Raw genomic sequence first — 21,114 nt, 5'->3', positions numbered from 1 at the left:
GAATCCGCTTTACTATATCTGTCTTACGGACGTACCTGGCCATTACCATAAATGATATACTTGGTGGTGGTCAGTGCAAGGAGTCCCATTGGGCCTCTTGCATGGAGCTTCTGGGTGCTGATCCCGATCTCCGCACCGAATCCAAATTCGTTTCCATCGGTGAATCTGGTAGAAGCGTTCACATAAACTGCCGCTGCATCTACCTCATCCAGGAATTTCTGGGCATGGGTATAATCATTGGTAATGATGGCCTCCGAATGCTTTGTATTATATTTATTGATATGTGCAATGGCTTCCTCCACGGAATCCACTACCTTTACAGAAAGGATATAGTCAAGATATTCTGTTCCCCAGTCCTCTTCTGTTGCAGGAACTGCTCCCGGCATCAGAGCCTTTGACGCTTCATCTGCACGGACCTCCACATGCTTCTCCTTAAGGCGTCCGGCCAGTACCGGCAGAAAATCATCCTTCACCTTACGGTTTACAAGAAGGGACTCGCATGCATTGCATACACCCACACGCTGGGTCTTTGCATTGATCACAATATCCGCTGCCATCTGAAGATCTGCAGTCTCATCCACATAGATATGGCAGTTTCCGGTTCCGGTCTCGATGACAGGGATCGTACTCTGGTTTACCACTGCTTTGATCAGTCCTCTTCCGCCACGTGGGATCAGTACATCCACATACCGGTTCAGCTTCATAAATTCCGCAGCCGTTTCTCTGGAGGTATCCTGGATCAGCTGGATAGCATCCTCGATAATGCCGCAGGCTTTTAATGCCTCACGGATACAGTTGACAATGGCAGTATTGGAATGGATCGCGTCGCTTCCACCCTTCAGGATCACGACATTTCCGGTTTTGAAGCAGAGACCGAATGCATCTGAGGTAACATTGGGACGCGCTTCGTAAATGATGCCGATCACACCTAATGGAACACGTTTCTGTCCGATCAGAAGTCCGTTGGGACGTTTTTTCATACCGGTAACTTCCCCGATGGGATCTTCAAGACCGGTAAGCTGACGAAGTCCGTCTGCCATTCCTTCAATCCTCTCCGGTGTCAGCATCAGACGGTCGATCAGTCCTTCCGGCATCTGATTCATTTTACCGTTTTCCACATCCAGGGCATTGGCCTTCAGGATCTCATCGGTATGAGCGACAAGAGCCTTTGCCACAGCTTCCAGGGTTTTATTTTTGTCATTTGTGGAAAGATTTCGAAGGACTGTCTCCGCATCTTTCGCATTCTGTCCCAGTTTTTCAAGCATTTCATTCATTTCCAAATATTCCTGCCTTTCTTTCTGTCTTTACAGCAATATCTTACTGTGCATCGCGGTATATATTCTCTTCCGTCACAATGACCTGCGGACGGATATCCGTAGGCTCTGTGGGAACCTCCGGAAGGATCTGGAAGGAAAATCCTACTGCAACGCGGCAGACCTCCGGATGTTTTTCCAGAAAGCGGTCATAAAAACCTCCGCCATAGCCTACCCGGTTGCAGTTCACGTCAAAAGCCACCCCGGGCATGACCATCATGGCTTCTTCCCAGGAAACCGTTTCTCCGTCTTCCTTTGGCTCAGGGATCCCGAAGTAGCCGGATTCCAGCTGACTGAAATCGGTCAGTCTGTAAAATACCATATCCTTTCCGAAAACCTTTGGCACTGCCACTTCCTTGCCGTCTTTCCAGGCCTGCTCGATGATATAGCGTGTGATCACTTCATGGTTATAATCTGCGTATGCCATGATCCGTTCTGCATTCCGGTATTCCGGAAGCTGTGTCAGGGCCTCTGTGATCCGGAGACTGTTTTCCCGGATCCAGGCATCGGTATGTTCTTTTCTGGCTTTGAAGATCTTTTTTCTAATTTCCTTTTTTTCTTCCATATTTTTCTCCAAGATTGGTGATGCTGCCATCCTTTTCTTTGATATCGATATTATTCAGATGCGCACGGAGATTTCCTTTCACTGCATCCAGATATTCTCTCCGAAGCTTCGCCTGTTCCACCTTTTCTTCCTCGGTAAGACCTACACTTTTCTGTTTATGTGCCAGTGCGTTGATCCTGTCGATCTTGATATTGTCCATCATAATGTCATTCTCCTTAAAGCAGTTTTTCGATATAATCAATGAGGAAGAATTCTTCCTTCTTGTTTCCTACAAATAATGTTCCGCAGCTCCTGCCTTCCACGATCCTGTGGATGTTGTGGAAGTCGTTTCCGTTGGCAATAACCATGTCCGCCCCTGCCGCAGTGGCGATGATTGCAGCGGTAAGCTTGGTTGCCATTCCGCCGGTACCGACATTGCTTCCTGTGGAGGATTTGCCAAGCTTACGCATATTGTCATCCATGTTTTCTACAATGTCGATAAACTGTGCATCCGGATTGGAATTGGGATCGTCTGTAAAAAGACCGTCAATATCGGACATGAGGATCAGAAGATCCGCATCGATCAGTGCAGCAACCACGGAGGAAAGGGTATCGTTGTCTCCGAATTTTACCAGGTTCTGGAATTCGTAGGAGGATACCGAGTCGTTCTCATTTACAATGGGGATCACCTTTTCTGCCAGAAGCTGCTGGAAGGTATTCTGGGCATTCCTGCGGTTGGTATTGTTGACCATGGTATTCTTGGTCATCAGGATCTGTGCCACCATCTGATTGTATTCCCCGAAAAGCTTCTGATAAATGGTCATCAGCCTGGCCTGTCCCACAGCTGCACAGGCCTGCTTTTTCTCAAGCTCTGCCGGCTTTCCCTTCATACCCAGTGCAGCTGCACCTACCGCAATGGCTCCGGAGGATACCAGCACTACGTCTTTCCCCTGGTTATGAAGGTCACTGAGCTCTCTGGCCAGGATCTCCAGCTTACGGAAATCCAGTCTTCCTGTTTCTGCGTGGATCAGTGATGATGATCCGATCTTGATAACAATGCGTTTCTTGTCTTTCAGTCGTTCCCTGTAATCTGCGTTCATGTTTTTTGTTTCTCCTGATACCTGTATATTAGTCTTACTGATAAGTAACGGAATCAATCCTGTCATTCTGTACGATCTCCACCCAGGTAGTACCCGGATTCAGGCGGATCTCCTGTTCATTTCCGTCGTAATAATGCGTGATCCCCCAGGGAGAATCCTTCTCCCAGCGGATATCAATGGCTCTGCCTCTGGTAATAAACTTGCCCTCTCCGCCGGAAATGGCATCAATGTTCAGATAGCCGTTTCCATCGTAGGCCGGGCAGGATGAATACTGAAGGATGATATTGTCGCAGGTAAGCGGTTCATTATCCAGCTGATCCACATGTTCCTTGCCAAACTGGAATCTCTTATATTCCTTTGTCTCCTCATCGTATTCATACCAGGGATGATTGTCGGTAAAATTATCCAGCTTCACAAGGCTGGCTGTGATCCCATCCGGTACAGTCTCTGTACCATCTTCTGCAAAAAGATAATGTCCGGTATATTCTTCTTTATATTCCTGGCTGTATCCCATGGCATCTATGCCTGCCTGAAGGTGGCTGGCATCTGTATAGGCATTGTGAGGTGCCTTCCTGTCTGTTGTGCGGAAAAAAGCCAGCTTGCCGATCTGGATCCCGTTAAGGTTATCGATCACATGCTGCTCCAGATAAGGCAGTGCATAGGCAGCCTGTCCGTAGTGGGCATAGATCGCATTAAATTCGTTGGCATAAAAGAGATAATAGTCACGGCAGCTGCGAACGGAACCGATCCGTTCCAGCTCATCGTAATCTTCGAGAATGCCCATAAGACGGGTAATATTACCTTCCACCGGCGCTTCGTAGACAACACCGGCATGTCCGATACCACTCTGGGGAGCTCCGACACTGTTGTTGCCCATCATCACGGCAACCGGTCTTCTCCGTCCAATGCTCTCCGGAACATTTTCGCCGGTAAGATAGCTCTTTACCTGGGTTTCTTCCTGCTTTTCCTCATTGGGGACAAAGCCTACCAGATCCTGCCCTGCTCCAAAAGCGGGAACAGTCTGGGCAATGCAGATGCATGCAGCTGTGATACCTGCCAGGATACCTGTCTTTTTCATTCTCATATATTACCTCCTTTTCTTAAAGCGGAAGAGTTTTCCGCTTAGCTTTTCCGTGGGACAGCCCGTCTAGCGGTTGATCCCCAGCTCCTTCAGTGCCGCTGCCTGCTTGGCTTCCATGACCTTTGCCTCATCCTCTGTCATATGATCATAGCCCAGAAGATGCAGCATACTGTGTGCCACCAGGAAACAGAATTCCCTTGTCACACTATGTCCGTATTCCTCTGCCTGGGCAAAAACCTTAGGCACGGAGATCATGATATCTCCAAGAAGGAGTTCATCACTGTCCAGATCAAAATAGGACTCATCTTCTTCCACAACGGAATAATCCGCCGGTGTCTCAAAGGGGATCATAGGAAATGACAGCACATCCGTAGGAGCCTGGATATTCCGGAATTCCGTATTTACCCTCTTGATCTCCTCGTTGTCTGTCAGGACAAGATTGACCTGTCCGTCATAGGGACATTTTTCCATTTCAAGAACCTTGTCCGCAACCTGGGATGCAAGGGCAGCATAGTCAATGCCCAGATCCTGATCTGTCTCATATTCGATATTTATGGTCATCTTCTATACTCCTTATTTTTTACAGCATACCTGTCATCCTTCCTGGATTTGGCAGGCTTCTGTTTTTTTTCATAATCGTCATAGGCCTGTACGATCTGCTGTACAAGTGGATGACGTACAACATCCTTGCTGGTCAGCTGACAGAATCCGATGTCATCGATCTTCTTCAGCACCTTCATCGCCACATCCAGACCAGACGTGGCATCCCTGGGAAGGTCCTTCTGGGATGCATCTCCTGTGATGATCACCTTGGAACCGAAGCCGATCCTGGTCAGGAACATCTTCATCTGGGCAGGTGTGGTATTCTGCGCCTCATCCAGGATGATGAAGGCATTATCCAGTGTACGTCCTCTCATATAGGCAAGAGGGGCAACCTCGATGAGCCCCTTCTCCATGTTTTTGGCAAAGCTGTCTGCGCCCATAATCTGATACAATGCGTCATAAAGAGGACGCAGATAGGGATCGACCTTGCTCTGGAGATCGCCAGGAAGGAATCCCAGCTTCTCGCCTGCCTCAATGGCCGGTCTGGTAAGAATGATCCTGGAAACCTCCTCATTGCGAAAAGCAGTTACTGCCATAGCCATGGCAAGATAGGTTTTGCCGGTTCCGGCAGGTCCCACGCCGAACACGATCATCTTCTTACGGATCTGTTCCACATAGTCCTTCTGTCCGAGAGTCTTGGGCTTGATGGGTCTGCCCTGTATGGTATTACAGATAAAATCCTTGTCGATCTCCTCCATCACGGAGCCGATCTTCTCCATGGCAAGGGAAAGTGCGTAATTCACATTCTGCTGTGTGATGGTATTGCCTCTGCCCGCAAGTGTGTTCAGTTCCTCCACGATCGCCCTGGCCTGTGTGGCTCCCTCCTGGCTTCCCAGGATCTTAAGAGAACCGTCACGGAAGATCATGGTTACGTTCAGAGTACGTTCGATCAGCTTCAGATGCTCGTCAAACTGTCCGAAAATATTCGCCTGGCGGTCTGCCGGCACATCCACATATAATTCGATAATGCTGCTAGCCATCCTCTGGTGTCCTTTCTTTTGGCTGCGTCTTTTTTTCTGTGGGGGCTTCTCTTCCGGTCCGTTCAATGACGGTAAGAATGCCTCTGCTGACGCAGTCCTGGTGATTTATTTCTATTTTAACATTATTTTCAGATATTTGAACCCCTTTTTCTATTAATTTTTCTTCATAGGCATAAAGCCTTTGTATGGCCTGTTTTTTTGCGGCATCCTCTGTCAGCTGCTCTTTCTGTACTTCGTACTTCCTGATCGCAGCGATCCCCAGGGTAACAGGAGAACGAAAAATCCCGATACTGAAAAGAGGTTCCCGGCTGACGAGGCGTTCCTCATTTTGTTTCAGAGGAGAGGAAAAGTCCAGAAACCAGTTTCCCAGCTGAAAAAAAAGCCTTGTTTTCTTTTTACCGGACCATACCTTTTTCTCTATGTCCAACGGAAAGGTATCGTAATAGGCAATAGTATGTCGGATGTAAATATCCGCATCTGCCTGAACATATGCATAGCGGATAACCTCCTGACTGTCATCGGTGATGTCCACGATCCCGGAAACCAGTTCCTGGCCTTTTTTTATTTCATCCCCGGCCCTGACAAGAGGAGTTCCCTGCCGTGTGACCATGGAATCGATCACACCGTCCAGGGTTGAAAACAGACTGCATGCGCTTTCTTCCGGCTCTGCTTTTTCTCCGGCAGTTCCCTCCCGGATTTCAAAACGCAGGCCTGTTCCCGAAAATCCGGCAGACACCCAGGTGATCTCCGGAAATTCTCTTCGCAGGGAAGCTGCAAGTGCACTGCAGCTGATCTTTTTTCTGGATACTCCGAAACAGACCCCCTGCTCTTTCAGAAAGCTCATCAGCTGGGGTGTGGGATTTAAAATATTTCCCCGGATCTCAACGTTCCACACTCTGCCTGACAGAAAAAAAAGGAGGCAGCAAACTGCCAGAAACCCCACGGGGATCATTTTTCTTCTTTTACAGAAAAGCAGAAAAAACAAAGGTCCTCTTTTTTTCAGGATGTGGATATGTACCCCTGTTTTTCTCCGCAGTGGCGAGATCTGCAGAAAATCCGCTACCTTCATGGTCAGCTGAAGCTCCGTCTCACCGGTACGGATGATCTTTTTCAGATCCATTTCCCTGCCTCTGCAAAGGTTCACAAACCGCTGGCACTGCTGCCCCTTAACAGAAACCCGCACAAAACCTGGGATCATTACTTATTTCCCTCCTCCAGCGTGATGCTTTCGATCTGCCCGCGGATACATAGTTCAAGGGTTGTGTAGCAGGGGATCACAAGATTTTTCCCACGGATCACAAGTCTGCCGGAAGGTGTCAGTATCAGGATCTCCTCCCTTGTATAGCTCTGGATATTCCGGTAATTTTCGATCACTGCCCGGCGTTTTCCCGTAAGTATCACCTGCACCTCCCGAAATGCCGGTTCCCCGGGAAGCTCCAGAAAAGCTGACATTTTTCTCATTAAAAAAATCCTCCGGCTTTTATCATTAATCTATGCCGGAGGATTTCTTCTTATGTATCTTTCACTGTATCTGCTTTTTGTCTTTTATCTGCGGATCAGCACCATGGAAAACCAGAGAATGGTATTTCCACCCAGATTGTATTCCATAGCTTCCTTTTCTACGATCTCACTGACTACCACGCCATAGCTTTCCAGACATGGATGCATATGCTCCGGAAAACGGCATGGTTTTCCGTCCAGATAGGCACAGCGTTCACAGAAGTCACAGGATTCCGTGGAAAGCGTAAAGGTCTCATAGCCCTCTCCCTCCAGAAAATCACGTACCTTCTCTGTAAGCGCTTCGTGTTCCATTCTTGTGGAAAGCATCTCCTTCATGTTCATGATATCCGATACCTCCGCAACGCTGGAAAAGAAAACTGCTTTCGGATAGCTCCGGATTTTCTTTTCGCATTCTGACAGCTCTCCTACTGCCGGAGGACAGGCCCATGTGCTCCCATAACGTTCACATTCCTGTTTACAGATCGTACGCACACGTGACTGTACTTTAATATCCCCGGTATCCAGCACACGATACTCAAAAATGGGATACTGGGAAATAAACTCATCAAATTTTTCTTTTATACTGTTCATACCTTTAAGATCTCCTGTTCTCCAAAAAGGCTCATAACTGCTGCCTCATAGTCACCAAAATGCTGGGATTTTTTGATCTTTTTCAGATATCTGGCATAATTGGTAAAGCCTGGTGCCATATAACTCCACAATTCCTTCATGCGGAAAAGTACATTTCGTTCTCCCGAAAGATATTCCTGATAATCCCGGTAAAGACGGTCATGGAACTGCCGCAGCTTTTTCCGGTATTCTTCCCGGTGATCCTCTCCGTCTTCTTTTTGCATAATGGCATCCAGAAGATAGGGCCTTGCGATCAGGCCTCTTCCGTACATGACGCTGTCTGCATCCGGAAATTTCTCCCGGATTTCCTGATCAGCCTCCACTGAAAAAATATCCCCGTTATATCCCAGGGGAACCTTCAGCTTTTCCCTTGCCTCCTCATACAGTTCATATCTGGGAACCCCCTTATAATGATCCTTCAGAAGGCGTGGATGGATGATCAGCTCCTTCAGCGGATATCTGCCGTAGATCTCAAGAAGCCGTTCCCAGTCTTCCTCATAATCCGTTCCCACTCTCGTTTTTATGGAGATCTCCATCCCGGTCTTTTCGAAGATCTCATCCAGAAAACGTTCCAGCTTATCCGGCTCGCCCAGGAAACCGGCACCCTTTCCCTTGGCTGTGACAGTTCCCGAGGGGCATCCCAGATTGAGATTTACTTCCCTGTGTCCGTATTCATCCCGGAAGATATGCGCTGTTTTCACAAAATCCTCCGCATTGTTGGTCAGAATCTGAGGAATCACCGGAAGATCTCCGTTGGTTTCCGGTGATACCTCTTTGATCTCCTTGCTGCTGAGACGTTTATTGGGCTTGGCAGTGATGAAGGGAGTAAAGTATTTATCCATGGGATAAAAACAGTCATGATATGCATTCCGGTAAACCCAGTTGGTTACGCCCTCCATAGGTGCCAGATAATTCTTCATTGTTTATCCTCCTTCATCCGGAAATAGATCTGCTTTCTACCTCCGCTTCCTGTGGGGATCCTGCCTGTCTCATAATTTCCCAGAGATTTGATAAAGGGGGTCAGCTTGGAATATCCGTAATTACGCACATCAAAATCCGGAAGTCGTTTCCCAAGCTGGTCGCCCAGCTGTCCGGAGGAAAGCCATCCCTCTTCGTCAGAAAATTTCTCGATGATGGCATTAATGGCCTTGCGTACCCGCTTGAGATCTTTGTTCTTCCTGGAGCCGGAGCTGCTCTGTTTACTGCTGTTTCCGGATTTTTTAGCTTCTGCTGCAGTAGCCAGATCTTCCTTCTTCTCTTCCTCCTGCTGGTTGCGGTAGAGAAGATCCAGATATTTAAACTGGTTGCATGCGGAAATAAACGGCTTCGGCGTCTTCTCCTCACCCATACCCAGGACCAGCATTCCGGATTCCCGGAGCCTTGCTGCCAGACGGGTGAAATCACTGTCCGAAGAAACAATACAATATCCATCCACATTTCCGGAATACAGAATATCCATGGCATCAATGATCATTGCCGAATCGGTGGCGTTTTTTCCGGTGGTATAGCTGTACTGCTGGATAGGAATGATGGAATCCTCCAGAAGAACCTTTTTCCAGGAGGAAAGCCGTGCACTGGTCCAGTCTCCATAGATCCGTTTGTAGGTGGCTATGCCGATGTTTGCCACTTCATCCACGATGATCTTGATGTATTTGTCTGATACATTATCTGCATCGATCAGTATTGCAATTCTTAATTCGTTGTCCATAAATCCAACCTTTTCTGTTTAATCTGTGCCGTCTCCGATGCGGATCAATGCTCCAGCATGATCTTGAGGATCTCTCTGTCTGTTTCCTTCATACCGTCTTTTCCGATCTGTCCCACACAGCTGATGGTCTCTGCGGTTTCTTCCTGGAGAATTCCTGTATAAGGTGCATAAGACTGCCCGTTCATGGCAAGATGATGCGCCAGAAAGGCTGCGTCAAGACAGGCTGCGATCTTGGCAGCACAGGAGATCTTGGCCCCATCACAGATGATTCCCGGAATATTGGCAAGGGTATTCTCAATCGTTTTTTTGATCAGGGAAATATCTCCGCCTACCATATAGGTAATGGCAGCTCCGGCTGCACAGGAGGCCGATACCGCACCGCAGAAGGCAGACAGCTTCCCTATATATTGCTTCTGATAAACTGTGAGGAGATTGGAAAACACCAGAGCCCTGTAGAGGCTGTAATCCGGCAGCTCCATCTCTCTTGCATAGACGATCAGCGGAACAGAGCATGCAATTCCCTGATTTCCGCTTCCGGAATTGATGACAACCGGCATATCACAGCCACCCATACGTGCCTCAGAAGCCGCTGCAGTAAGACTTCTCATTCTGGTGAGCATATCGTGAGAATAATTTTCACGGATCACGCGCCCGATACCCAGGCCGTATTTTCCGGTCATTCCCTCATGAGCAATGGCCATATTGCTTCTGATCTGCGCATCCAGAAGCTCCTTTACATCGGAAAGCTCTACGGTATCTGCAAATTCCCGAATATCCTCCAGATTTAACAGGCCGCGGTCCGTCTCTTCCTTTTCTTCCACTGCTTTATCTGCATCAAGGAGGATCTCTCCGTTTTTGCTGATCCTGGTCACGTTGATATGGTCGTATTTGATTTCCAGGCTGACGGCATCTTCACCGGCATACATTTCGATGATAATGTGAAGGACTACCGGCGTGTCCAGAAGCTCCACCTTACAGATATCTGCCTCCAGAAGTTCCCGACAGCGTGCCCTGCCCTTTTCATCGACTTTGGAAAGAACTTCCATATTCAGTGAGGCATCTCCTGCCACCGCCCCAAGGATCACACCTGCAGGAATCCCCTTTAAGCCTCCTGAATTGGGAATGATCACACAACGCACATTTTTGATGATATTTCCGGAACATTTTGCTACGATACGCTCCGGCTCTTTCCCAAGGATCTCTCTTGCTCTTGCCGCACCATAAGCCAGAGCGATCGGTTCTGTACATCCCATAGCCGGGATCATCTCCTCACGGAGGATCGCCAGATAGTTTTTATATATATTTTTGTCCACTTTTTTATTTACCTTCCCGTATTTTATGATTATTTCTTTTCCTGATATTTATGACATGCTACCATATGTCCCGGCTCCACCTGACGAAGTGCGGGGGGGTCCTGTCTGCAGCGTTCCTCACACCACGGACAGCGGTTATGGAAGCGGCAGCCCCCGATAGATCTGGACTGTACTCCGGTATCCGTAACGATCTGATCCAGAGTTTTGACTCTCGGGTCCGGAACCGGAATCGAGGAGATCAGCATTTTTGTATAAGGATGCAGCGGATTGGAATAGAGCTTATCTGCATCTGCGATCTCCATGAGATTTCCAAGATAAAGCACCCCGATCTCATCACAGATCTTCTGGACCACCTGCAGCTGATGGCTGATGAACAGATAGGTCAGCCCGTATTTTTCCTGAAGATCCTGAAGCATCTGGACGATCTGGGCCTGCAGGGAAACATCCAGCGCAGAAATGGGCTCATCGCAGACTACAAATTCCGGCTGTACGGAAAGTGCTCTTGCAATGGAAATCCTCTGACGCTGTCCGCCGGAGAACTCATGAGGATACTTCAGAAGATCCTGCTCTTTGAGGCCAACCACGCGGATCAGTTCTTTTGCACGCTCCTTACGTTCTTTCTGCGTGTACATTTTATGGATTGCCATAGGCTCACAGATGATATCCTGCACTGTATGGCTTGGGTCCAGAGAGGAATAGGGATCCTGAAAAACAGACTGCATTTTTTTGCGGTATGGAAGCAGTTCTTTTTCCCCCATGGCTCCGATCTCTGTTCCTTCATAAAAAATCTCACCGCCTGTGGGTTTATGATAACGTAGGATTGCCTTTCCGATGGTAGATTTTCCGCTTCCGGATTCTCCTACCAGACCGAAAGTTTTCCCCTTTTCAATCGAAAAGCTTACCTGATCCACAGCCTTCAGTATGCCCGGCTTAAAGGACAGAAGCTTCGGAGATTTCTGTTTAAAATATACTTTCAGATCTTTTACTTCAATTAAGGGTTTGCTCATCTCTTCTCCTCCCTTCTGTGACAGAATATCCTGTGTCCCTCTGAAGACTCATAATATTTCGGAAGACAGGCTTCACAGGTTTTGTCCGCATATTTACAGCGATTCAGGAAGGGACACAGATCACCGTTTCCGTCCGAAAGATCTCTCTCCAGAAACTGTTCAAAGGTACCTCCCACCCGCGGCATGCTTGCGATCAGTGCCTGTGTATAGGGATGTCCCGGATGAAGAAAGATTTCTTCTACCGTTCCCTCTTCCACCACGTAGCCACCACACATGACAGCTACCCGTTTACAGGTCTGCGCTACAACGCCCAGATCATGGGTGATCAGGATGATGCTCATATTGTTTTTTTTCTGAAGCTCCAGAAGCAGATGAAGGATCTGCGCCTGGATCGTAACGTCCAGGGCTGTGGTGGGCTCATCTGCGATCAGGATCTTCGGGTCACTGCTCATGGCCATGGCGATCATCACACGCTGGCGCATACCGCCGGAAAGCTCGTGGGGATAGCTGTTCATAGCCTTTTCCGGGTCTGTGATGCCAACGGCTGTGAGAAGCTCCAGCACCCGGGCCTTTGCTTCTTTTTTGTTCATATTGGTATGGCGCCGGATCAGCTCTACCATCTTATTGCCAACAGTGTAAACCGGATTCAGTGCGGAAAGAGAATCCTGAAAGATCATGGCGATCTCACCACCGCGGATCTCACGGAGCTCTGCTTCATTTTTCTTCAGGATATCTTCTCCCCGGAACAGAATCTCACCACCCATGATCTTACAGTTGGATGGTCCGAGACGGAGAATGGATTTGGTGGTCACGCTTTTTCCGCTTCCGGACTCTCCTACGATCCCGAAAAAATCCCCCTCACCGATGGCAAAGCCTGCACCTTTTACTGCCTGTGTCTCTCCAAGGTCTGTAAAGAAAGACACCTTCAGATCTTTTACTTCCAGTAATTTTTCCATATGTAAATGTCCTCCTTACTTGGGCTCGAATACTTTTCTTAATACTTCTCCCAGATAATTGAAGCTGACGACCGTGATCAGGATCAGGATTCCGGGGAAAATAGCCAGATACGGTGCCTGCTGGATATAGCGCTGTGCATTGCTCAGCATACTTCCCCAGGAAGCCGTAGGCGGCTGGATACCCAGGCCGAAAAAGCTCAGTGCAGATTCCATCAGGATGGCATTGGCAATGTTCATGGTTGCAGCCACGATAATGGTAGGCATGATGTTAGGCAGGATATGATGTACAATGGTGGAGAATTTCTTCTGTCCGGAGATCTTTGCATAGATGACATACTCTCTCTCGTTCAGGGAAATGGTCTCGCCACGGACGATCCTGGCAATGTTCATCCAGGTCAGAAAGCCGATGATCAGGACAATGTTCTGAAGTCCCGGTTTCAGGAAGGCATTCATAACGATCATGATCAGGAATGTCGGAAGGCTCATCAGCGCATCCACCAGACGCATCAGCACTGCATCCACCGTTCCTCCCACAAAACCGCTGATGGAACCGATGATCACACCAAGGGCTGTAGAAAGCACCATGGAAAGGAAGCCCACCAGAAGGGATGCTCTTCCTCCGTAAATACAGCGGGCCAGATAATCCCGTCCCATATCATCCGTACCGAAAAGGTGTGCCATGGACGGAGCATTCAGTCGCTCTGTGGCGCTGATGGCATTGGGATCTACCGGATACAGAAAGGCAAAAATGGAGATCAGTGCCAGCAGGATGATCGCTGCTGCACCTGCCACCGCAAGTTTATTTGTCTTAAAACCAAGTTTGATATTTTTCCAGATATTTTCTCTCATGTCCCTTTACCTCCTAACATCCTGCTTTGCGGATCCTCGGATCAAAGACAGCATACAGGATATCTGCCAGAAGATTTCCGAGCACCACGAGAAGCGCGGTAAACATGGTGATTCCCATGATCAGGGGATAATCATACTGCATAACAGCGGTCACTGCCAGCTGACCGATTCCCGGCCATGCAAAAACCTGCTCGGTAATAATGGCACCGGAAACCAGAGACTGCAGACTCATTCCGAGAACTGTGATCATAGGAAGCATGGCATTTTTCAGTACATGCCGGAAAAGGATTCCAGACTCTTTCATTCCATAAGCCTTCTGCACCATAACATAATCGGAGGACATTTCCGTAATGGTACTGCTTCTTAAATACCGGATGTACTGTGAAGCATTCGCAAATGTCAGAACTGCGCAGGGCATGACCATATGCAGGATCAGATCTCCTAAGGAACGGTTGCCGTCTGAATGCATACCGATACTTGGCAGGATATGGAGATGCACACTGAAGAGATAGATCAGCATGATACCGAACCAGAAAGTAGGAATGGAGATGCCTACATAACAGAACATGCTGGTGATCTTATCCAGAACACCATTTTTATTCTTTCCGGAATACAGGCCCAGTACAATGGCAATGAGAAAACCAAGCAGCATGCTGGTTCCCATTAGGATCACGGTTGCGGGAAGCCTCTCCAGCATCTGTGTCAGGACCGGTCGGTTATTCATCAGGGAATTTCCGAAATTCCCGTGAAGGATCCTTCCCAGCCACAGAAAGTACTGCTCATAGACAGGCTTTGTAAGTCCCAGGCTTTCTCTCAGGTTCTGGATATATTCTTCACTCATATTTGGTTCCACATAAGTCAGGACAGGATCTCCGGGCGCTGCTTTTGTCAGTGCAAAGCAGAGAACAGAGACAATAAACAGTGTCAGAATACACTGTATCAGACGGTTTACGATCTTCTTCAAAATGTACCTCCTTTATTTTCCCCGAAAACAGGAAATCGGCTGGCGCAAAAAACGCGTCAGCCTCTTTCTGTTTCCGGTATTCATCCGCTATAAAATTATTTATTTCTCCAATGTGTAGATCTTGGAATAATCATAATAAATAGTTTTTAACAGACATTCATCAAAGCCCCCGAAATCTTTACTTACCGCATAGAAACCATTGGAATAAGCGATCGGATAGATATACATGTTATCATTGATCGTATTCTGGATCTCCTTATAAATCTCGCCACGTTTTGTCTCATCTGCAGTGCTGTTGCCCTCTTCCCACAATGCATCCAGATCTGTATCCTTGATCCTGGAATAGTTGGAACGGCTGGCGGAAGAACTCATGTCTGCATAAAGGCTCGGCTCTTCTCCCAGAGTGTAGAAGCTCAGTACCAGATCATAATCTGTGCACTCCGTATCCTTTGTCTTATTCTTGAAGGTAGACTCATCTGTAGGAAGAAGATTGATGGTGATTCCTACATTGGCAAGGGCAGACTGTACATACAGAGCTTCACTCTCCATTGTCTTATCTGTGGAGATATACATCAGGTTCAGAGAAAGACTTGTCTTTCCTGCTTCGGAAAGGAGCTCCTGTGCTTTAGCCGGATCATTGTCGTAGGTATTGTCCGGTTTTGTATAGTAGAGTGTATCCGGTGTAAAAATAGAATCTGCAGGCTCTGCATAATCCTCGGAAAGGAAAGCAAACTGACAGAACTCCTCTTTATTCAGTGCGTATGCGATCGCCTGACGTACCTTTACATCCTGAAGATCTTCGTTCAGCTCATTCATGAACATGGCGTTGACACGTCCGGAATTATAGGTATTGATGTTTACGTTATCGTAAGCACTGACGGTATCGTAATCATCTGCGCTGATCAGACGTGCATCCAGATCTCCGCTTGCAAGTGCCGCATTGGCGGAGCTGGAATCCTTTACGATCTTGAAGGTGATGGAATCCAGATTTACATCATCAAAATAGTCATCGAATTTTGTTACTTTATAATACTCTCCGGATTTGTATTCCTCGAACTTAAAAGGACCACTTCCCACCGGTTCATTGTTGAGATCACTTTCTCCGATATTCTCCACGCCGTCATAAATATGCTTCGGAATACAGTAAACCTGGCTCAGTCCGCCAAGAAATCCTGCGGAAGATGATCCAAGGGAAAGCTTGACTGTAAGGTCATCAACCTTCTCTGCCTCTACTGCCTTGTCATTAACGTATCCGTAAGAAGAGTACGGAACATTCTGCTTCTCATCTACCAGCACCTGCATGGTGAATACCACATCATCGGCTGTGATCGGCTGACTGTCATGCCATTTCAGTCCGTCTTTGAGCTTCAGTGTGAATTCGCTGGCATCATCATTGGCTGTTACACTTTCGCAAAGTCCGTTTCCGTAATACATCTCTCCGTTCACGATCTCAAAAAACGGGCTGTACAGTGCCTGCATCATATCGAAGCTTGTCTGATCCACAACATAGAGCGGATTGATGTTCTGCGGATCTGCTGTTTCTGCAATGGTAATATTTCCGCCTTCCGCCTTGGTTCCTTCTGTTTCTGCTGCAAAAGCAGTCATTCCTGACATAACAGTTGTTCCTGCCACTGCAGCTGCCAGAAGCGCTGCCAGTACTTTTTTTCTCATTTCCTGTTCCTCCTGTGTTTCAGTGAGTATTCCTCTTTTCCCACCAGTTTAATATGATATAGGTAAGATAATACTATACCATATTACCTTTGTCAAGCTGTCCCTGGCTCTTCAGAGATTTTTTTACTGCATTTCGTTAAAGTTTGTATTTATTCTACATACAGATCCCACAGGCGTCAAGATAAATTTTCTGTATCTTGCCCCAGATCTATATATTCTTCATCAGTCTTTTACGATGGCAATGATATCATCTGCGTTGATCACCAGATATTTCTCACCCTCATATTTGATCTCGGTTCCTGTGTATTTTCCGTAGATCACACGGTCGCCCGGCTTTACCTGTACCGGTACTTCTTTACCGTCTACGACCTTACCGCCACCTACTGCGATAACCTCTGCCTGCTGGGTTTTCTCCTTGGAGCTGTCCGGAAGTACGATGCCGGATGCGGTTTTGTCTTCTGTCTCAAAATATTTTACGATAACTCTGTCTGCAACTGGTTTTAATGCCATATTCATTTCCTTCTTTCTGTGATTATTAGCACTCTTGAGCTCCGAGTGCTACTCTTTTTTATCATACTACATATCCGAAAATTGTCAAGATATTTGCAGATATGTAGTATGATATTATTTATGATAGGGCTCTCCACTGATGATACGATAGCTGCGGTAGATCTGTTCCAGAAGGATCACACGCATCAGCTGATGAGGAAATGTCATCTTCGAAAAGCTTAAAGCATAGTCTGATCTCTTCAGTACTTCTTTTCCAAGACCGATAGAGCCGCCGATCACAAACTGGATATGGCTGGTCCCACGTATTCCCAGCTCGTTGATCTTCCGTGCGAAGTTCTCAGAGGTCAGCTGTTCGCCTCCGATCTCCAGAGTGATCACAAACGCATCATCCCGGATATATTTAAGAAGACGCTCCCCTTCCTTGTTCCGAATGGCATCTTCTACTGTTTCGCTGGCATTATCCGGCGTTTTTTCGTCGGACACTTCTATGATCTCCAGCTTGCAGTAACGCCCGAGGCGCTTGGAATACTCCGCAATGGCATCCCGCAGATATTTTTCCTTGATCTTCCCTACTGTCAGGATACTTATTTTCATCCGCCGTTCTCCTCCAGATAATTCTCAAATTCTTCTGCTGACATCAAAACCTTCCTTGGCTTGGTTCCTTCCTCCGGACCTACCACTCCTGCGTCACAAAGCTGATCCATGATCCTTGCCGCACGATTAAATCCGATTTTGAACATACGCTGGAGCATACCGATGGAGGCCTTTTCCTTCTCAATGATAAATTTACCGGCTTCTGTAAAATAGACATCTCTGTCACCGCCGTCGGCTCCTCCCGGGACACCGGCTGTATTGACCTGCTTCTCAATGGAGGTATCATAAACAGCACCCTGATTTTTGTCAGAAACATATTCTACGACTGCACTGACCTCCTCATCTGAAACAAAAGCGCCCTGCAGTCTGGCCGGCTTCTGATACCCCTGCGGATAAAACAGCATATCGCCCTTGCCAAGAAGCTTCTCGGCACCGTTCATATCCAGGATCGTTCTGGAATCCACACCGGAAGATACGGAAAATGCGATCCTGGACGGCATATTGGCCTTGATCAGACCTGTGATGACATTGACCGATGGCCTCTGGGTAGCAATGATCAGATGGATACCTGCTGCACGTGCCAGCTGGGCCAGACGGCAGATCGCATCTTCAACTTCTCCCGGCGCAACCATCATAAGATCCGCAAGCTCGTCCACGATGATCACGATCTGCGGCATCTTCTCAGGTGCCTTTTCTCCCTCCGGGACCCGCATATTGGCAACCTTTTTGTTATATTCTCCAAGATTACGTACCCCATATTCCGCAAAGGCATTGTAACGGCTGGTCATCTCGGAAACAGCCCAGTTCAGCGCACCGGCCGCTTTCTTCGGATCTGTGACCACCGGAATGAACAGATGCGGGATCCCGTTATATACACTGAGCTCCACCACCTTCGGATCGATCATGATCAGACGCACCTCATCCGGTGTAGCCTTATAAAGGATGCTGATGATCAGCGTATTGATGCAGACGGATTTTCCGGAGCCGGTTGCTCCGGCGATAAGAAGATGCGGCATCTTGGCAATATCTGCCACTACCGGTTTTCCGGCAATATCCTTACCTGCTGCAAAGGACAGCTTGGATTTTGCATTTTTAAACTCCTCTGACTGAAGAAGATCCCTCAGCATGACCGGGCTGTTCTCCTTGTTCGGGACCTCGATCCCCACGGCTGCCTTTCCCGGTATCGGTGCTTCGATGCGGATATCCGGTGTAGCAAGATTCAGCTTGATATCATCGGAAAGGCCAACGATCTTGCTGACCTTCACACCCATTTCCGGCTGCAGCTCATAGCGGGTAACGGTAGGTCCGCAGCTCACATTGGTAACGGTTACATTGACGCCGAAATTATGCAGAGTTTCCTGAAGCTTCTGCGCTGTTTTGCGCAGATGTGCATCGGAATCTCCCTGAGATCTGCCATCTCCGCGCTTCAGAAGCTTCAGCGGCGGATACTGATATGGTTTCTTCTCCGGAGCTTCTCCCTGGCTGATCTCATGCTGGATATTTCTGATCCCATGCTCGATCTCTGTCTGAGATGACTTCGGGTTTCTGGAGGGCTGATGGGATGCCTTCTGTTCAGCTTCCGGCTGAGGATCCTCCTTTATCTCAGCGGGAACCGCTGCCTTTCCTGTTTCCCGGGAAGCTTTTGCTGCTGCAGCTGTCTTTGCCGGCAGGATCTGCTGCATCTCGGGAATATCCACATCCTCGTAGCCGGCATAAGCATCCTCCTCTTCGGCTTCCTGCATTTCTCTTTCGAAATCCGGCTCCTCCGACTCTTCCCGGGCCGGCTGCGGCTGTGAACGGTGGATCTGGAATTCAAGCGGCCGGGCATGCTCCTCCGGTTTCTCATCAAGCCCCGGATCCTCTTCTGTCAGATCTGTATCTGCCGGAAGTACAGCCTTTTGTTCATCAAGGAAAGAAGGAAGATTAAATTCTCCTTCCCGGTTCGCCTTCACCGCAGCCTGTCTTTCTTTCTGCGATCTTCTTGTTTTTTTCTTTTGTTTTTTTGAGATATTTTCCGGATCTTCCTCTGTAAGGGCAAGTTCTTCTTCCTCCAGCTCTTCTTCCAGCCGGCGGATCTTCTCCGCTCTTTTTTCCGCACGGATCTTTCTGCGAAGCTCCTTCTGCTTTTCTCTGTCCGGCTGTCCCTCAAGATAAGCTTCTCTGCCCTCTCTTGCTGCATCTGTAAAAAAGTCCAGGATCTTATTCATAAATCCGAAGAAGGATCTCTGTGTTATGATGATGAGAGACACAAGAAGCACCAGAACGATGATCACAGTTCCGCCCACAACGCCAAAAGCGGATGCTGTGGAAATACATACTGCACCACCGAATACTCCACCGCCGGTACGGTATTCCGAACTCAGTGAATAATAATCCGAAAACGTGGTACTTGGCGTATAGCCCTCTGTGATCAGCTGAAGAAAGCCGCAGAGGAACACAAAAAATACCACGCCCGCCAGTACCTTTTTGTAGGCAAGGCGGTTGGTATTGTTCACGATCAGGAACGTAACTCCGGCAAAAAGCAGGATCGGGAAAATATATGCACAAAGTCCCATGATGCCAAAGCATACGGCACTGATGGCATTTCCTACGATCCCTCCCATACCAAATGCACTGATCATCAGGATCAGGCAGGCCGCAAACATCACAAGGATCAGGATCTCTGTCTGAAAGCGGTTACCGACAGGCTGCTGCTTCGCCGCAGGTTTTCTTTTTCTTTTTTTTGTCGTTTTTGAAGCTGCCATTGTCAGACTCCTCCCAGTTGATATCAAATATAATTCGCTGCCAGAATAAGGATTCCGGCTGCAAAAGAATAAAATGCAAAATAACGCAGTCTGACCTGATTCGAAAGCTTAAGCATAAAACGGATCACCAGATAGCCTGTGATCCCGGCCACGATCATTCCAAGAACATAAGTAAATCCCTGGCCAACAGTCATATGAACAGAAGTGAACTCTCCCATCTCCACAAAAAAAGCTCCCAACACAGCCGGAATGCTCATCAGCAGCGAATATTTCACTGCAAACTTTCTTCCGAGGCCGCAGAAAAGTCCTGCACTCATGGTAAGTCCAAGCCTGGAAAGTCCCGGAAACACAGAAAGACCCTGGCAGATACCCATCCACATAGCATCTCCGAAGCTGGTTTCTTTTGTTCCCTTGCTGCCATTGACATTACTGTAGTCCACAACAAGGAGGATCACACCTGTAAGAAGGATTCCGATCCCGGAAAACATGTGTGAGGATGCGCTTCGCACAACAAGTCGTTTGCACTGATATCCGATCAGGACTGTAGGAATGGTGGATACCATGATCAGGGCAGTAAGCTTCCGGTAAGTTCCGCTTATGATCTTTGCGTAGGTAAGCTCTTTCCCAGTCCTACGGTTATAGAGAAAAATATTGGCATTTCCGATCAGATCCAGTATCATTCCGATCAGCTCGATCCCGATCTTCTTGATGTCCTTCAGAAAAACAAGGATCAGAGCTATCATAGTTCCCAGATGGAGCATCACTTCAAAAAGCACACCGGAGCCTCTGGTACCGCCCAAAAGATCCTGCACTCCACAGAGATGTCCGAAGCTGCTCACCGGCAGAAATTCGGTGATTCCCTGAATGATTCCCAATATAATCGCATGTATCACTGACATAATGATATTTCCTTTTCTTAAATTTTTTCCAACACATTATAGCATAACTGAGTAAAACTTACAATCTTCACTTGGCAAAAGTTTCAAACAAATGTTCTTTTTTGATCTGCAAGAAAAAAAATCCTCCGGCTGCATCAGAAAACACAGT

At 47.8% G+C, this 21,114-nt stretch carries 22 protein-coding genes; all 22 read right to left on the bottom strand.

Going from position 1 to position 21,114, the window contains the following annotated elements; genetic code table 11:
- Positions 1-23 precede the first annotated feature (23 nt).
- On the bottom strand, positions 24-1,274 hold the full coding sequence (locus ACTNDQ_RS07030) for a glutamate-5-semialdehyde dehydrogenase (protein ID WP_441064295.1): 1,251 nt from the start codon (positions 1,272-1,274) through the stop codon (positions 24-26).
- Between the two features lie 43 nt (positions 1,275-1,317).
- The gene (locus ACTNDQ_RS07025; RefSeq protein ID WP_022426775.1) at positions 1,318-1,878 is read right to left on the bottom strand and encodes a 5-formyltetrahydrofolate cyclo-ligase; all 561 of its coding nucleotides are present in this window, start codon (positions 1,876-1,878) and stop codon (positions 1,318-1,320) included.
- The gene (locus tag ACTNDQ_RS07020; protein WP_044960849.1) at positions 1,856-2,077 is read right to left on the bottom strand and encodes a DUF896 domain-containing protein; all 222 of its coding nucleotides are present in this window, start codon (positions 2,075-2,077) and stop codon (positions 1,856-1,858) included. The genes ACTNDQ_RS07025 and ACTNDQ_RS07020 overlap by 23 nt, the downstream gene beginning before the upstream one ends.
- 16 nt (positions 2,078-2,093) lie before the next feature.
- Positions 2,094-2,957, bottom strand: a complete 864-nt coding sequence (gene proB, locus ACTNDQ_RS07015; protein WP_114002447.1) for a glutamate 5-kinase — start codon at positions 2,955-2,957, stop codon at positions 2,094-2,096.
- Positions 2,958-2,991: 34 nt separating this feature from the next.
- Entirely contained in the window at positions 2,992-4,041 is a 1,050-nt protein-coding gene (locus ACTNDQ_RS07010) for a DUF3048 domain-containing protein (RefSeq protein ID WP_022426777.1), read from the bottom strand.
- Positions 4,042-4,104: 63 nt separating this feature from the next.
- The gene (gene ybeY / locus ACTNDQ_RS07005; RefSeq protein WP_215638623.1) at positions 4,105-4,599 is read right to left on the bottom strand and encodes an rRNA maturation RNase YbeY; all 495 of its coding nucleotides are present in this window, start codon (positions 4,597-4,599) and stop codon (positions 4,105-4,107) included.
- Entirely contained in the window at positions 4,596-5,621 is a 1,026-nt protein-coding gene (locus tag ACTNDQ_RS07000; protein ID WP_022426778.1) for a PhoH family protein, read from the bottom strand. Before ACTNDQ_RS07000 ends, ybeY begins: the two co-directional genes overlap by 4 nt.
- A complete protein-coding gene (locus tag ACTNDQ_RS06995) occupies positions 5,614-6,819 on the bottom strand; it encodes a sporulation protein YqfD (RefSeq protein ID WP_441064294.1) in 1,206 nt (401 codons plus the stop codon). The genes ACTNDQ_RS07000 and ACTNDQ_RS06995 overlap by 8 nt, the downstream gene beginning before the upstream one ends.
- Complete coding sequence (locus ACTNDQ_RS06990; RefSeq protein ID WP_021650540.1) at positions 6,819-7,082, bottom strand: YabP/YqfC family sporulation protein; 264 nt, start codon at positions 7,080-7,082, stop codon at positions 6,819-6,821. Before ACTNDQ_RS06990 ends, ACTNDQ_RS06995 begins: the two co-directional genes overlap by 1 nt.
- 84 nt (positions 7,083-7,166) lie before the next feature.
- On the bottom strand, positions 7,167-7,712 hold the full coding sequence (locus tag ACTNDQ_RS06985) for a DUF2284 domain-containing protein (RefSeq protein ID WP_015524841.1): 546 nt from the start codon (positions 7,710-7,712) through the stop codon (positions 7,167-7,169).
- Complete coding sequence (locus tag ACTNDQ_RS06980) at positions 7,709-8,671, bottom strand: tRNA dihydrouridine synthase (RefSeq protein ID WP_441064293.1); 963 nt, start codon at positions 8,669-8,671, stop codon at positions 7,709-7,711. Before ACTNDQ_RS06980 ends, ACTNDQ_RS06985 begins: the two co-directional genes overlap by 4 nt.
- Positions 8,668-9,459, bottom strand: a complete 792-nt coding sequence (locus ACTNDQ_RS06975) for an NYN domain-containing protein (protein WP_022426781.1) — start codon at positions 9,457-9,459, stop codon at positions 8,668-8,670. Before ACTNDQ_RS06975 ends, ACTNDQ_RS06980 begins: the two co-directional genes overlap by 4 nt.
- A 44-nt stretch (positions 9,460-9,503) precedes the next feature.
- Positions 9,504-10,724: an L-cysteine desulfidase family protein gene (locus ACTNDQ_RS06970; RefSeq protein WP_044960854.1), complete on the bottom strand. Its 1,221-nt coding sequence runs from the start codon at positions 10,722-10,724 to the stop codon at positions 9,504-9,506.
- A gap of 77 nt (positions 10,725-10,801) precedes the next feature.
- The gene (locus ACTNDQ_RS06965) at positions 10,802-11,779 is read right to left on the bottom strand and encodes an ABC transporter ATP-binding protein (protein WP_278796840.1); all 978 of its coding nucleotides are present in this window, start codon (positions 11,777-11,779) and stop codon (positions 10,802-10,804) included.
- Positions 11,776-12,735: an ABC transporter ATP-binding protein gene (locus ACTNDQ_RS06960; RefSeq protein ID WP_278796838.1), complete on the bottom strand. Its 960-nt coding sequence runs from the start codon at positions 12,733-12,735 to the stop codon at positions 11,776-11,778. The genes ACTNDQ_RS06965 and ACTNDQ_RS06960 overlap by 4 nt, the downstream gene beginning before the upstream one ends.
- A 15-nt stretch (positions 12,736-12,750) precedes the next feature.
- A complete protein-coding gene (locus tag ACTNDQ_RS06955) occupies positions 12,751-13,584 on the bottom strand; it encodes an ABC transporter permease (RefSeq protein ID WP_015524834.1) in 834 nt (277 codons plus the stop codon).
- 13 nt (positions 13,585-13,597) lie between these two features.
- Positions 13,598-14,548 carry an ABC transporter permease gene (locus ACTNDQ_RS06950; protein ID WP_021650547.1) on the bottom strand — a complete coding sequence of 317 codons (951 nt, stop codon included), beginning with the start codon at positions 14,546-14,548 and terminating at the stop codon, positions 13,598-13,600.
- A 99-nt stretch (positions 14,549-14,647) separates the two neighbouring features.
- Positions 14,648-16,219: an ABC transporter substrate-binding protein gene (locus tag ACTNDQ_RS06945; RefSeq protein ID WP_441064292.1), complete on the bottom strand. Its 1,572-nt coding sequence runs from the start codon at positions 16,217-16,219 to the stop codon at positions 14,648-14,650.
- Positions 16,220-16,441: 222 nt separating this feature from the next.
- Positions 16,442-16,729, bottom strand: a complete 288-nt coding sequence (gene groES, locus ACTNDQ_RS06940; protein WP_044960825.1) for a co-chaperone GroES — start codon at positions 16,727-16,729, stop codon at positions 16,442-16,444.
- A gap of 114 nt (positions 16,730-16,843) precedes the next feature.
- Positions 16,844-17,323 (bottom strand): 23S rRNA (pseudouridine(1915)-N(3))-methyltransferase RlmH, encoded by a 480-nt coding sequence (gene rlmH / locus ACTNDQ_RS06935; RefSeq protein WP_021650552.1) that lies wholly within the window; start codon positions 17,321-17,323, stop codon positions 16,844-16,846.
- A complete protein-coding gene (locus tag ACTNDQ_RS06930) occupies positions 17,320-20,067 on the bottom strand; it encodes a DNA translocase FtsK 4TM domain-containing protein (RefSeq protein ID WP_441064291.1) in 2,748 nt (915 codons plus the stop codon). Before ACTNDQ_RS06930 ends, rlmH begins: the two co-directional genes overlap by 4 nt.
- Positions 20,068-20,090: 23 nt before the next feature.
- Positions 20,091-20,966 (bottom strand): undecaprenyl-diphosphate phosphatase, encoded by an 876-nt coding sequence (locus ACTNDQ_RS06925; RefSeq protein ID WP_147603006.1) that lies wholly within the window; start codon positions 20,964-20,966, stop codon positions 20,091-20,093.
- Positions 20,967-21,114 lie beyond the last annotated feature (148 nt).

Origin of the sequence: Blautia massiliensis (ex Liu et al. 2021) (genome assembly GCF_052064225.1) — a bacterium.
Classification (GTDB): domain Bacteria; phylum Bacillota; class Clostridia; order Lachnospirales; family Lachnospiraceae; genus Blautia_A; species Blautia_A fusiformis.
This window is presented reverse-complemented; position numbering and strand designations above follow the sequence as displayed.

Excerpts from the sequence above, each read along its gene's own strand:
- ACTNDQ_RS06955 (WP_015524834.1), bottom strand. The coding sequence starts at position 13,584 with ATGAGAGAAAATATCTGGAAAAATATCAAACTTGGTTTTAAGACAAAT.
- ACTNDQ_RS07020 (WP_044960849.1), bottom strand. The coding sequence starts at position 2,077 with ATGGACAATATCAAGATCGACAGGATCAACGCACTGGCACATAAACAG.
- ACTNDQ_RS07000 (WP_022426778.1), bottom strand. The coding sequence starts at position 5,621 with ATGGCTAGCAGCATTATCGAATTATATGTGGATGTGCCGGCAGACCGC.
- proB (WP_114002447.1), bottom strand. The coding sequence starts at position 2,957 with ATGAACGCAGATTACAGGGAACGACTGAAAGACAAGAAACGCATTGTT.
- ACTNDQ_RS07025 (WP_022426775.1), bottom strand. The coding sequence starts at position 1,878 with ATGGAAGAAAAAAAGGAAATTAGAAAAAAGATCTTCAAAGCCAGAAAA.
- groES (WP_044960825.1), bottom strand. The coding sequence starts at position 16,729 with ATGGCATTAAAACCAGTTGCAGACAGAGTTATCGTAAAATATTTTGAG.
- ACTNDQ_RS06960 (WP_278796838.1), bottom strand. The coding sequence starts at position 12,735 with ATGGAAAAATTACTGGAAGTAAAAGATCTGAAGGTGTCTTTCTTTACA.
- ACTNDQ_RS06995 (WP_441064294.1), bottom strand. The coding sequence starts at position 6,819 with ATGATCCCAGGTTTTGTGCGGGTTTCTGTTAAGGGGCAGCAGTGCCAG.
- ACTNDQ_RS06970 (WP_044960854.1), bottom strand. The coding sequence starts at position 10,724 with ATGATCCCGGCTATGGGATGTACAGAACCGATCGCTCTGGCTTATGGT.
- ACTNDQ_RS06975 (WP_022426781.1), bottom strand. The coding sequence starts at position 9,459 with ATGGACAACGAATTAAGAATTGCAATACTGATCGATGCAGATAATGTA.
- ACTNDQ_RS06985 (WP_015524841.1), bottom strand. The coding sequence starts at position 7,712 with ATGAACAGTATAAAAGAAAAATTTGATGAGTTTATTTCCCAGTATCCC.
- ACTNDQ_RS06945 (WP_441064292.1), bottom strand. The coding sequence starts at position 16,219 with ATGAGAAAAAAAGTACTGGCAGCGCTTCTGGCAGCTGCAGTGGCAGGA.
- ACTNDQ_RS07030 (WP_441064295.1), bottom strand. The coding sequence starts at position 1,274 with ATGAATGAAATGCTTGAAAAACTGGGACAGAATGCGAAAGATGCGGAG.
- ACTNDQ_RS06990 (WP_021650540.1), bottom strand. The coding sequence starts at position 7,082 with ATGAGAAAAATGTCAGCTTTTCTGGAGCTTCCCGGGGAACCGGCATTT.
- ACTNDQ_RS06980 (WP_441064293.1), bottom strand. The coding sequence starts at position 8,671 with ATGAAGAATTATCTGGCACCTATGGAGGGCGTAACCAACTGGGTTTAC.
- ACTNDQ_RS06925 (WP_147603006.1), bottom strand. The coding sequence starts at position 20,966 with ATGTCAGTGATACATGCGATTATATTGGGAATCATTCAGGGAATCACC.
- ACTNDQ_RS07010 (WP_022426777.1), bottom strand. The coding sequence starts at position 4,041 with ATGAGAATGAAAAAGACAGGTATCCTGGCAGGTATCACAGCTGCATGC.
- ybeY (WP_215638623.1), bottom strand. The coding sequence starts at position 4,599 with ATGACCATAAATATCGAATATGAGACAGATCAGGATCTGGGCATTGAC.
- ACTNDQ_RS06965 (WP_278796840.1), bottom strand. The coding sequence starts at position 11,779 with ATGAGCAAACCCTTAATTGAAGTAAAAGATCTGAAAGTATATTTTAAA.
- rlmH (WP_021650552.1), bottom strand. The coding sequence starts at position 17,323 with ATGAAAATAAGTATCCTGACAGTAGGGAAGATCAAGGAAAAATATCTG.
- ACTNDQ_RS06930 (WP_441064291.1), bottom strand. The coding sequence starts at position 20,067 with ATGGCAGCTTCAAAAACGACAAAAAAAAGAAAAAGAAAACCTGCGGCG.